Origin of the sequence: Mesorhizobium sp. M7D.F.Ca.US.005.01.1.1, from assembly GCF_003952545.1 — a bacterium.
GTDB lineage: Bacteria > Pseudomonadota > Alphaproteobacteria > Rhizobiales > Rhizobiaceae > Mesorhizobium > Mesorhizobium loti.
Map to the genome: position 1 here is coordinate 2,252,746 of NZ_CP034453.1, position 11,481 is coordinate 2,264,226.

General features: G+C 60.2%; 11 protein-coding genes. 1 reads left to right on the plus strand and 10 read right to left on the minus strand.

Annotated elements, in window-relative coordinates; translation table 11 throughout:
- The first annotated feature begins 107 nt into the window (after positions 1-107).
- Positions 108-824 (plus strand): uracil-DNA glycosylase family protein, encoded by a 717-nt coding sequence (locus EJ076_RS10895; RefSeq protein WP_126071014.1) that lies wholly within the window; start codon positions 108-110, stop codon positions 822-824.
- A 194-nt stretch (positions 825-1,018) separates the two neighbouring features.
- On the opposite strand, the gene EJ076_RS10900 is transcribed toward EJ076_RS10895, so the two are convergent.
- The 10 genes from EJ076_RS10900 to EJ076_RS10945 form a co-directional block, all read right to left on the minus strand.
- On the minus strand, positions 1,019-1,234 hold the full coding sequence (locus tag EJ076_RS10900; protein WP_126071015.1) for a DUF2945 domain-containing protein: 216 nt from the start codon (positions 1,232-1,234) through the stop codon (positions 1,019-1,021).
- A gap of 110 nt (positions 1,235-1,344) precedes the next feature.
- Positions 1,345-2,880 (minus strand): FAD-dependent oxidoreductase, encoded by a 1,536-nt coding sequence (locus EJ076_RS10905; RefSeq protein ID WP_126067800.1) that lies wholly within the window; start codon positions 2,878-2,880, stop codon positions 1,345-1,347.
- 139 nt (positions 2,881-3,019) lie between these two features.
- Positions 3,020-3,841 (minus strand): universal stress protein, encoded by an 822-nt coding sequence (locus EJ076_RS10910; RefSeq protein ID WP_126067801.1) that lies wholly within the window; start codon positions 3,839-3,841, stop codon positions 3,020-3,022.
- Positions 3,842-4,047: 206 nt separating this feature from the next.
- Positions 4,048-4,335 carry a hypothetical protein gene (locus tag EJ076_RS10915; protein ID WP_126067802.1) on the minus strand — a complete coding sequence of 96 codons (288 nt, stop codon included), beginning with the start codon at positions 4,333-4,335 and terminating at the stop codon, positions 4,048-4,050.
- Positions 4,336-4,433: 98 nt separating this feature from the next.
- Entirely contained in the window at positions 4,434-5,969 is a 1,536-nt protein-coding gene (locus tag EJ076_RS10920; protein ID WP_126067803.1) for an FAD-dependent oxidoreductase, read from the minus strand.
- 883 nt (positions 5,970-6,852) lie between these two features.
- Positions 6,853-7,509, minus strand: coding sequence for a fructose-6-phosphate aldolase (gene fsa, locus EJ076_RS10925; protein WP_126067804.1), 657 nt, complete (start codon positions 7,507-7,509; stop codon positions 6,853-6,855).
- A 149-nt stretch (positions 7,510-7,658) separates the two neighbouring features.
- Complete coding sequence (locus tag EJ076_RS10930; protein ID WP_126067805.1) at positions 7,659-8,030, minus strand: DUF488 domain-containing protein; 372 nt, start codon at positions 8,028-8,030, stop codon at positions 7,659-7,661.
- A gap of 256 nt (positions 8,031-8,286) precedes the next feature.
- On the minus strand, positions 8,287-8,694 hold the full coding sequence (locus EJ076_RS10935; RefSeq protein ID WP_126067806.1) for a cytochrome c family protein: 408 nt from the start codon (positions 8,692-8,694) through the stop codon (positions 8,287-8,289).
- Positions 8,695-8,810: 116 nt separating this feature from the next.
- Positions 8,811-10,580 (minus strand): GMC family oxidoreductase, encoded by a 1,770-nt coding sequence (locus tag EJ076_RS10940; RefSeq protein ID WP_126067807.1) that lies wholly within the window; start codon positions 10,578-10,580, stop codon positions 8,811-8,813.
- Between the two features lie 23 nt (positions 10,581-10,603).
- Positions 10,604-11,377: a gluconate 2-dehydrogenase subunit 3 family protein gene (locus tag EJ076_RS10945; RefSeq protein WP_126067808.1), complete on the minus strand. Its 774-nt coding sequence runs from the start codon at positions 11,375-11,377 to the stop codon at positions 10,604-10,606.
- Positions 11,378-11,481 lie beyond the last annotated feature (104 nt).

Here is an 11,481-nt window from a genome sequence, read left to right on the forward strand (position 1 = left end):
AACTGCTCGGCCAAGGAGGGCGGGCGACCCGCCTCAAATCGGAACCCTTTATCGAGTGATCGCCGTACTGTTGTTCGTCATCGCGGCCGTCCTCCTGTTTGGGCATGATGCCACGGAGGCTTCTCTCATCTCAAAAATGGAACGACCTAGTGGACATTACTGCAACTAACTTCGACCTGCGAAGCCCCAAAACATGCGCTAGCTCGGAAGAGTCGCAACTCGACGCGTTACTCTCGAACATTCGTGCCTGTCGCGCATGTGCTGGGGAATTCAGCCATGAACCCCGTCCGGTGGTGCAGGTAACCTCCGAGACCCGGCTCTTGATCTGCGGCCAAGCGCCAGGACGACGGGTGCATGAGAGCGGATTGCCGTTCGACGACCCTTCAGGTGATCGGTTGCGCGAGTGGCTTGGGCTCGATCGCCATGTCTTCTATGGGGACTCGCGGATCGGCGTGGCTCCGATGGCGTTCTGCTTTCCTGGGACCAATCCCAAAGGCGGCGACTATCCGCCACCGCCCCGGTGCGCCACGCTCTGGCGCCGGTCGCTTCTGGCGTGCCTGCCGAGGGTGGAACTGACGCTCCTGGTCGGCAGTTACGCTCAACGGTGGGCGTTGCAGCACACCTCGGGGCCGTCGATGACCGCGACCGTCGCCGCGTGGCGCACCTATGGTCCCACGGTGATCCCGCTGCCCCACCCCTCGTGGCGCAGTACAGTCTGGCTGCGTCGCAACCCGTGGTTCGAGAACGAATTGGCGCCTCATCTTCGCAGCCGGGTTGCTGCCATCCTCGGCGGGGCAGCTGCCCTTCATGGCCCGGCGTCATGATAAACTCGCGGCGGACTCGGCACCGGTCGTATTAAGCGCAGCCGTGACACTCCCCAGCAGTCGAACGGTTGTCGCCCGGCGGCGAGCGGGATCGTCGACGGCTATTCTGCAATGAATCCTTCACGGGAGCACTCCGGAACGCCATGACCGCACGCATACGCAGCCTGATTGGTTCGATCAATTCGGCCGGGCCGTCAGTCACTCAATCGGGTGAGCACCTGGCCGCGGTGCAGGGCCACGTGGTCGGTTTTGCTGCTCTTGATCTCGTATTGTGGAGACTGCTGGCTCGCGCGATGCGTATGGCCCTTGTAGTCTACATCTTGGGTATGAATCTCAACGATCGTACCGCTGACGCGACCAGCTTCCGAATTCCAACTCACCCGATCCCCGACCTCAAACCGTTTCGTCATCACGAGCGTCGCGGCGCGGGGCCGTGGTACCTTCTTGTGTTCGGTCATTCTGTGTGCTCCGCCTGGGCAGACGCAATTCAGGTGTAGGCTGAGGGACTGGATCTTGGCGGTCACTCGTTCCTGACCATCGCCCGCTCGAACTCCAGTTCGGCGCGGAGTCCCGCCAAGTCCCGATGGACGAAGGCCTGGGCCAACTTCTGGCCGCCGCGCCGGTAGGTGACCGTGCAGTCTCTTGCTGTGAGATCACCGTCGATTTCTGCCTTGTCCCATCCTTCGGCGTGGCCGACGTAGGCCAAGCTGAAGTCGTACTGTTCGGTCCAGAAAAACGGCACGCAATCGAACCGCTCACGTCGGCCGAGCATGTTGCGCGCAGCGGTCTGCCCCTGGCGCTCAGCGACCACCCAGTGCTCCACGCGAATGTTCTCACCCGTGCGACGGTCGGGCCAGCGGGCGATGTCGCCGGCGGCGAAAATCCCCGGCACGCTGGTTTCCAGATAGGGATCCACCGTCACTCCGCGGTCGAGCTCCAACCCGGCCTGCTTGGCCAGTGTCAGAGTTGGGCGCACGCCGATCCCCGCGACAACAAAATCGGCCGCAAGTGTGGCCCCATTCTTCAGGGTGACCCCGCCGACACCGATCGAAGCCGCCGTCGTGCCGAGGTGGAAGACCACACCATGATGCTCGTGAAGCGTCCGGATATGCTGCCCGAGGTCGTTGCCAAGAATCCGCTGCATGGGGATTGCTCCGGGCGCGACCACATGGACGTCGACGCCACGCGCGCGCAGCGAGGCGGCGACTTCCAGACCGATGAAGCTGGCGCCGATCACCACGGCCCGACGTGACGCCACAGCGTCGGCGTTCAACGCATGGGCGTCGGCAAGCGTCCGCAGGTAGCGGACGTGAGGCCGTTCGTCACCCGTACCCAGCCGCACGGGCTCGGCACCCGTGGCCAGCAGCAACGCGTCATAGACATATCGGGTCCCGTCAGTGAGTTCGACGTGCCGTGCCCCTGTGTCGATAGAACCCACACGCGCACCCAGCTTCAGCTCGATGTCCTGATCTTGGTAGAATTCAGCCGTGCGCAACGGATTCGAGTCGTCCGAGGCGGTCCCCGTGAGATACCCCTTCGACAGGTTAGGACGATCGCACGGGGCCGACGTATCGGCGCTCAGCATCGTCAGCCGCCCGTCGTAGCCCTCACGCCGGAAGGTTTCAGCGGCCGCTAGGCCAGCAGCGCCGCCGCCGACGATCACGATCGAGTCGGGTAGGCCGGAATGGGCTGGAAGCGACCGGCGCGATGCGGGCTTGCGCCGCGCCCGAACCCGTATGCGGCCGTCTTTACGCTCGACATCAAAACACGGGATCGATGTCAGGGCAGGGGCGCGGAGCACCTCCCCAGTACGCAGACTGAAGCAGGCATGATGCCAGGGACAACGAACGGTGTCGCCGACGAGGAGTCCGTCGGCGAGCGGTGCGCCGTAGTGCGTGCAAACCGATCCGACGGCGAATATCTCCTCGCCTCGGCGCGCCAGCAAGACGGGCTCGTTGTCAACATGGCCGGCGAGCATGGCGCCATCTGCGATCTGGCTCAGAAGGATGCCAATGCCGAAGTCCAAGTAGTCAATGTCAGGTGTAGTGGAGTTCATGAAAAGCCTCCTTACTCGATCGTACAGCCTCGGCGTGCAACTCGCTCCGGGGACGGCGCGACGAAACGCGCCGCCAGGGGAGGGTTCCTGCTCGGATTTTCCAAGCTGACGGTGCGCACCGACCTCTCGGGCAACGTGATCAATTCGACATGACCCGGTTCAATCGATCATTTTCCAGCAGCGAGCGGGTAGCGCCGCCGAAGATCCACTCCCTGAATCTGCTGTGGCCGTAGGCGCCGGATATGACCAGATCCGCATGCATCGCGTCGGCCACATCGGCGATCGTTCCGCCATCGGATTTTTCCGGAAACACTTCCGCCTTCGCCTTTACGCCGTGAAAGGAAAGTAAGGCAACGACATCATCCAGACTGTTCCAGGTTTCGTCGGTTACGTCATTGTCGATCGTAACGACACGAACCTCCGGGGCCATTTGCAAAAAGGGCATAGCATCGGTAACCGCACGCCTGGCTTCACGCGTGTCTTTCCATGCGACAAGAACCTTGTTGATGCGGAAATTTTCCTGGTTGGTTGAGGCGACCAGTACAGGTCGTCCCGCTTGAAGGATCAGGTTGCCGAGATCGGTGGACCGATAGACGTTGCCAGAAGAGGCACCCTCGGGCGATGCTGTGACGATGAGATCGGCCACACGCGCCGAGCCGATCAGCAAGCGGGTCGGATTGCCGACGGCCCCACGCCATTCCGTCTCAACCGTTGCACCAGCAAGATCTTCGAATTCCGCGCGGAGGTCCTCAATTCGTCGCTCGATGTTCTTGCGCTGGCGCATCATGCTCTCTCCGTCGAAGGCCACTCCTCCTTCCACTACAACCGGCGGCGGAACGTCGGCGGCCGAAAGACCGATCAGGCGCGCATCGAACCGCTGGGCCAAATCGACACCGAGCTTGATAACAGGAGCGACCATACCGTCGATGTCGAGATTGAGGACGATTGACTTGTAGGCCATTGGATTTCCTTCCTTGGATGGTAGTGTGTCGATCCTGCTAAGGGAGAAAGCCCAACCGGCGATGCGCCGCAAAACGCAGCGCGTCAGCTGTGATCAAGCGTTAGAAGGACGAAGCTCTGCCGTGCGACGCTTCAAAAAGCTCGGTGTCACAACGATCATCGTCATGAAGCGTTCGCCGGCTGGCGTGACCGTCGATGTTCCCCGCCCTACTCGAACATGATCCGGGCAGTACCTTTCTTGGCGATCAACATTCTCCGAGCTTCCTGGATCCGCTCGGCCTGTAGTTTGGTATACGGGCCCATCGGCTTGGTCTTTTCATCGCCGCGACGGACCTGGCAGTACCACTGGCCATTGATCGAGAATATTTCAACCGACGTCGACGTCTCGTTGGGCTCGTCTTTAGCGACCGCCTCCATGAATTTGACGATCGTTGAATAATGTTGAGCGGGCGCGACCGTGCCCAAACCATTGGTGGTGCTCAGTTCCTGTTGCATTGTGGACATAATCCGAACTCCTTTCGGTCACGACGGCATTCCGCTCAGCCATTTCGCATTGCGCTCTTCTTCGGACTGCGGCGCCCGAGAGCGCTTTGCTAAGTCGCCATCCGGTGCTCCATTTCCATCTCTGCCTTCAGACTTTCGATGTCGCGGAAGATCGAGGCAACAGCCAGCGTGCGTCCTTCGCGTTTGAAGCGCAGCAGACAATCCTTGGCTGTGATGTCTTCATCGACCGCGATCTCATCCCATTGTCCGGCATGGCCGACATAGTTGATGGGAACATCGTAATGCTGGCTCCAGAAGAACGGCACGGCCGCGAATTTCTCCCGATCGCCGAGCATGTTCAGGGCCGCTGTTTGCCCCTGCCCCTCTGCAACCACCCAATGCTCGACCCGAATGTTCTCGCCACTGTGGGGATCTGGCCACTGCGCAATGTCGCCGGCCGCGAATATCCCTGGCTCGCTCGTTTCCAGAAAGGCGTCCACAACAACGCCGTGGCCAACGACCAGCCCCGCCGTCTTGGCAAGTCCGGTCCGCGGCCGCACGCCGATCCCGACGACGACGAAATCCGCCGCCAACGTGCCGCCGCTGCTGAGTTTCACCTTCCTGCCGTCGATGCTTTTCGCCGTGTTCTCGAGATGGAATACGACGCCATGCTCTTCATGGAGGGCGCGGATGAAGTCGCCCATTTGCGGCCCCAGGACCCGTTCCATGGGCCGTTTTTCCGGCGCCACGACATGAACCTCGATATCGCGCGCCCGCAGGGCCGCGGCAACCTCGAGCCCAATGAAACTGGCTCCAAGCACGATCGCGCGCCTTGCCGTGGTGGCCTGCTCGATAATCGCCTTGCAGTCTGCGAGCGAGCGCAACGTGTGAACGTGCGGCAGGTCGGCGCCGGGGATGGTCAGGCGGACGGGTTCGGCTCCCGTTGCAACCAGCAGCCTGTGGTAAGGAATCCTTCCTTCATCAGCGAGGACGACCTCGCGGGAACGCAGGTCGATGTCAACGGCCTTCGTATTGAGACGCAGGTCGATATTGTTTTTTGAATAGAACTTCTCGCCGCGGAGCGGAATCCAATCCTCCGGGGCCTTTCCGGCGAGATAGTCCTTGGAGAGGTTCGGCCGGTCGACGGGCGGCGCTTCGTCGTCGCTGATCATGACGATGCTGCCATGATAGTGTTCGCGCCGCAGTCTTTCCGCCGCCGCGAAACCGGCCGCGCCGCCGCCGACAATGACGACTTTCCCTGGAACCAAGCTGGAGTCTCCGGCGCGCGGCCTCGGTGCCGTCCATTTGCGCTTCTCGCCCACGAATATCCGATCATCGCGCTGCTCAACCGACCAGCAAGCGAGTGGATTGAAGGCAGGCGCTCTTAAGGCCTCGCCTGTGCGCAAATCGAAGCACGCGTGATGCCAGGGACACCGAACGGTATCCTCCACCACAAGACCGTCGACGAGCGGCCCGCCGTAATGTGTGCAGGTCGCCCCGACGGCGAAAACCTCGGCCCCACGGCGCACCAGCAGCACCTGTTCATCGCCGCAGTAGCCTACCAGCTTTCCACCATCGGGAAGATCGGAGAACGCGATCCCCTGAGCCAGATCCGGCCCGTCCAGTTTGTTATGGCCTTCAGCCATTATCTTCTCCCTTGGCGATCCCGTGTCATCGCGTGTGCGGTGAAGCGGGAACTCCCAAGCCCACCAGCATCGGAATATCTTTTGCCTGGCTGGCGCGTCGTCAGGTTTTCAGGACTGCCAAAGGCCCAGACCAGCTCACTCGTTGCGGCCGAGCCGCATACACAGTGTAGTCTCCCGCCTTCTTAGATATCGCGCAAACGAATTTAATCGGCAATTGAATGCAATTTTTATGATACCTTAAACAACGGCTTTTGCTGGGGAGGCAAGTCGCCAGCAGCTTCTTTGCGAAGCAGGTTTGGCTTCTCGCTTTTCCTTTCTCGTCGACGGCGACACCACCATCGCGACGTTGTGCCATAGGCCATCGTATGCGCCTTCAAGGGTGGTCCGGCGAGCGTTGAAGACGAGCTTCTCGATCGCTCCCGCCCCCGCCCAGAAAACCTTGAAGGGTGTGAGGCCGTCGGAGTCCAGGAAAGACCACCGATTCTTGCGGGTTGAGCATGCAGCAGATTGACAGCCCTCACGGAATCCAGGGAGATACCCATGCACGCAATCAGACTGGCCGTAGCGGCTCTCACCCTGATGCCATCGTTGGCCTCCGCTCAGGCATTCGTCTGGTCTGAACAGTTGCAGAAATCGCCCTCATAGAATCCATGCGGCCTGGGCTTCAGGCAATGGTAGATGGCATCAAAAAGGGCATCGTTGACCGGTTAGCCGCGAAGGAATCCAAGGACAATGGCGTGTCCAATATCCTCGGCGCTGGCAACTGACGATCAGCACCTCGGCCCGTGATGCCCGGTCCAAGTCCTCGCGAGGCCCTCCTACACACACGATGATGTGGCTAGCGGACGGCAATGCGTCTCCCAGGGAAGCCTGCTGCGGGCGATTACAGGATCGCCTGCCCTGTCTTGCTCCAGTCGGCGAGAAAGGACTCAAGTCCCCTGTCGGTGAGCGGGTGTTTGGCGAGGTTTCTGAGCACCGCCGGTGGCACGGTCGCGATATTGGCGCCTGCGATCGCCGCCTGTTTGACATGGAGAGGGGTGCGAATTGAAGACGCCAGGATTTCCGTCGTGAAGGATTTATCGTTGTCGTAGATCTTGCGGATTTCCCGGATCACCTCCATGCCGTCCAGACCAAGATCATCGAGCCTGCCAACGAACGGCGAAATGAAGGTCGCGCCTGCCTTGGCTGCGAGGAGTGCCTGGTTGGCTGAAAAGCAGAGCGTGACATTGACCTTGTGTCCGAGCTGACTAAGAGCCCGGCAAGCCCTGAACCCATCCCAAGTCGATGGCACCTTGACGGCCACATTGGCGGCAATGCCGGCCAAAAGCTCTCCCTCGGCGATCATACCGTCGAAGTGGACCGCGGTGACTTCCGCTGAAACCGGGCCCTCGATTGTCTGGCAAATCTCCTTGATCACATCCCTGATCGGCCTGCCGATCTTTGCGATAAGGGATGGGTTCGTGGTCACCCCGTCGAGAAAGCCGGCAGCAGCAAGCTCGCGAATTTCAGAAATATCGGCTGTATCAATAAAGAACTTCATTGTCTTTCTCCGCAACGTGAATAGGTCCATCGATGATTTGATGGGGTTTCTTTAGTTTGGTTTCCGCAGAGACGAGTTTGTTGTCGCTGTTGTGATCGCACGCCCCATGTCTTTGAAGGCAATGGCGGCGCAGGAGCGACGTGACGGCTCTATCGATGTCTCAACAGAATCTCTCTAAGGACGACGGCATCGTTATGGGCCTCGTCATGAGCCGAGTAGACGAGTGTAACGGCGCCCTGCCGTATCATGTCGCGCAGTTGGTCGAGTTCATCGCGATGCACATGGATTTCCGCCGCATAGCGCCGGCGGAATTCCTCCCAGCGGGCTGGATCGTGTCCGAACCATTTCCGAAGCTCGGTGCTTGGCGCGAGTTCCTTCATCCAATGGTCGATGGCGGCCTCGGTCTTCTTGACCCCGCGCGGCCAAAGCCGGTCAACCAACACTCGCTTGCCATCGTCGGCAGTAGGGCTCTCATATGCCCGTTTCAATTTTACTCTCTCGACTAAGATTTTTTCGCTCATCGACGTCGTGTCCTGTCGGTCTCCGTGTCGTTGACAGCATCGAGAAGGCCGGAGAATTCGTTTCTAAGGATTACCTCGTCGGCTTGATCTGATGCGAATACGAAGATGTCGCCGCGATATCGCTCGATCCAGTGGCGTCCCGCACCATGGCTGCGCAGGTAGTCACCGATCTGATGAACCGTAGAATACCCCAGACCCTGGTGCAGGACGAACTTCATAAAGGTTGTACTTTGAAGCCGGGACAGGTCCCCCTGACTCAGGGGCCGACCTTCTGTCCTTGAGCGTTGAACTGTTTCAGATAGGCGATCACGTCGGCAATCTCCTGGTCCTTGCTGAGACCGGCGAATGTCATCTTTGTGCCGGGCACCAGTTTGCGCGGCGCGTGCAGATAGGTCGTCAGCGTCGGTTCATCCCAGGTCAGACCCGAATTCTTGTTCGCCGTTGAATAACTATAATCGGGATACGCGCCGGCCGCCCGGCCGACGATCCCATTCAAGACCGGACCTACTCCGTTCTTTGCCTCAGGGCCGACCTTGTGGCAGGCCATGCACCGCCTGAAGACGACGGCGCCCGCTTCGGCATTGCCGGGGGACAAGTCCTGCGCATGGGCCGAGCCGACTGCCGTGAGAATTGCGGTCATCAATCCAAGCATGGTCGATTTCATGGTTGCTTCTTTCAGTGAGCGGCGGGTCGGTTCCGGCCGAACCGGCCCCCTGCGGTATGGGGTTCGAAACACACCCAGCCTGCCGGATCCGAACCGCGGATCCGGCAGGCGTTGCCTCAGGAGGGAACTAGTGGGCCGGGGTTCTTTAGATACTGGTTCTTGATCGCGTCCACCGCCCAGTAGGCAAGTGCGCCTACCGGTCCGGTCGGGTTCTTCCCGGCGTTCTGGGGAAACACGCAAGCGCCTGTGACGAACACGTTCGGAACATCCCAGACCTGAAGATATTTGTTCAGAACGCTGGTGTTCGGGTCGGCGCCAAAGACTGCCCCGCCTGTGTTGTGCGTGCTTTGATAAGGCACGATCGAATAGGGCACGGGGGGAATGCTCCGATCGACCTTGGTCGCACCCATCTCCTTGGCGATCTTTACGCAGATGTCAGCCTGGCCGTTCATCTGCTTTACCTCATTGTCCTGGAAGTCGAACGTCATCCTCATCAGTGGACGGCCAAAGACGTCGGTGTAGGTCGGATCGAGGCTGAGATAGTTCTGTCGATAGGCCATCACGGCGCCTTGATTGCCAACGCTGGCCGCGTGGTCATAATTGTCGATCACCGCCTTCTTCCATTCGGAGCCCCAACGCGGCGTGCCGTGCGGCGTTGGATGCGATTGGATAGGCCGGGCGCCCGAGTTGCTGCAACTGATGCCGCCGCCGCCGATGTAGCCAGCCTTCACGAAATCGTAGTTGTCGCCGTTGAAATCATCCATGGTCGTGCCGAGCGCGCCTGCGCCCATGAAGCGATTCAAGATGGTTTCCTTGTCGAAGAAGGCCGTAGCTCCGCCACCGCATTGATAGGCATAGTTGCGACCGACCACACCCATTCCCGTTGCCGGGTCATAAGGCACGCCGATTCCCGAATGCAGCAGCAGGTTGACGTTACCGAGGGCATAGGCCGAGAGGATGATGAGGTCTGCAGGCTGTTCGAACTCCCGCCCGCGTGCGTCGAGATAGGTGACGCTGACTGCCTTCTTGCGGGTCGAGTCGAGATTGACCTTCAGCACGATCGAGTTGGTGCGCAGTTCGAAATTCGGGTTCTCCAACGCCAGTGGGATGACGGTGAAGTGCGGGCTCGCCTTAGCATTCGCCTCACAGCCGAAACGCTCGCAGAAGCCACAATAGTGACACTGGCCGAAGGCCACGCCATCGGGATTGACGTAGTCCCGTGACGCGTTTGACGAAGGATTGGGGAAAGGGTGGTAGCCGAGATTGCGGGCCGCCTTCTCGAACATCACCATGCTCTGCGCGGCAATCATCGGCGGATTGGGGTACTCGTCCTTTCGCGATCCCTCGAAGATGTTGCCACCATCGATCTTTCGGCCATTTATATTGCCGGCCTTGCCGGAGGTGCCGCAGGTTTTTTCGAACTTGTCGTAGTAGGGTTCGAGATCGTCATAGGTGATCGGCCAGTCCTGCAGATGCATATCCGAAGGGATGATCTTTTCGCCGTACTTGTCGACCGTCCGGGTACGCGCTTGGTGATCCCATTCGAGCCAGCGCCAGGTCACGCCGTTCCAGTGCACGCCGGCGCCGCCGACGCCCTGGCCGGGCAGGAACGAGCCGAGTTGACGCATCGGCAGCGCCGTTTGCGATTCACTGTTGCGGAATGTGATGGTTTCCCGCCTCACGTTCTGCATGAGGTCGTAGCGGGCGGCGTAGCGCAGTTCGTCATGGATCTGCGGATCGATAAAGTCCGGATTGGTGTCACGCGGGCCCCCCCGCTCAAGGGCGACGATTTTCAGCTTCGTCGACGCGAGCTCCTTGGCGATGATGCCGCCTGTCCATCCAAGGCCGACAATCAGGACATCGACAGCGTTGAGTTTGGTGGCCATGTTATAGTCTCCTTTTCCGTCGGCTAGATGAGGTCCTGAATGCCTTTGGGTTCAGCCTTGTAGGGCCTGTTCCGGAAGGGTTCGATCTTGTCCATGTACATGGCGTCTGCGCCTGGGAACCCGATCATCTTCCAGGCCGCCCGGTCCTTGTTCCCGCCATACATCGGGTCGGCGAAATAGCCCTCGATCGTCAGCTGAAGCAGCAGTCCGAAGAAGGTCGCGGTGGGCACGGTTGGGAGCTCGACCTTCCCGCCCTCGAGATCGGCCAGCACCTCGGCACGATCTTTTGCCGAAAGGCCGTCGAAGGTGCTCTTGTGGTTTTTCTGCACGAAGGCATTGACGTCGTCGATGCCGGCCCGGATCAGTTCCGATGGCGTCATGGGCAATTGATAGCCCTGCTCGGGCGTACCCTCGCCAAATGGCCCTTCCAGATACAGGCGGTCACCCTTGCCGTATCCACCGGCCATCTGCCGGTCGATGTAAGTCGCAACGCCGAGTTCCTTGGCGCCGGGGCCTGTTGAATCGCTTGGAAGGAGCGTATCGACTGCCGCTTCGATGAAGGCGGATTCGTCTACATTGAAGAATTCATAGCCAGAACCTCCAACATGAGGTGTGGTGGCGGCGGTCACGTGGTGATGTTTTGTATTTGCGGCGGTCGCAGCCATGATTTCGTCCGCCGATGCGGATCCGCCAAGCGGCAGAGTACTCGCTGCCGCTCCGGCAGCTCCGGCCGCGCCGAACAGCTTCAGAAAGTCGCGCCGCCCCACATCGCCTTGGCTCTTTTCTCTCGTCGACATGATTACTCCTATGACGCTGCAGGCAAAACCATGGGGACGATGGAGAGAGCTTGCGCTCGCTCCAACCGGCGCTGCGCAGCATCCAGCGCTAAGCTTGGTGGATT